The 245-nt window shown below is 63.3% G+C and carries 1 pseudogene; it reads left to right on the top strand.

Annotated elements, in window-relative coordinates:
• Positions 1 to 245 (top strand): annotated as a pseudogene (locus QSV46_RS40680) (TetR family transcriptional regulator); the annotation flags it as partial.

The raw sequence follows: 245 nt of genomic DNA, 5'->3' as shown, positions 1-245 counted from the left end.
GAGCTGCATAGTGCCGCAATGGAGACCTTCGAGCTCCTGGTAGAGGCGCTGGAGGCGCCCGCTGTAGAGCTGTTGCGCGAGCGGAGCGCTCTGAAGATCTGGGCCTCACTACACGGCGTGGTCATGCTCGCCGAACAGGGATTGCTCACCGGCCAGGCTGCCCATGTCAGCCGGGAAGAACTGGTCGAGGACATCGTGGCGGAAACCAAGCTCGCGCTGTCCGTTGCCATTGAGAAGGCCGGCAA

This window comes from Bradyrhizobium cosmicum (assembly GCF_032290525.1).
Taxonomy (GTDB): domain Bacteria; phylum Pseudomonadota; class Alphaproteobacteria; order Rhizobiales; family Xanthobacteraceae; genus Bradyrhizobium; species Bradyrhizobium cosmicum_A.
Note: the sequence above shows the minus strand (reverse complement) of the source record. Positions and strands in the feature narration are given on the sequence as shown.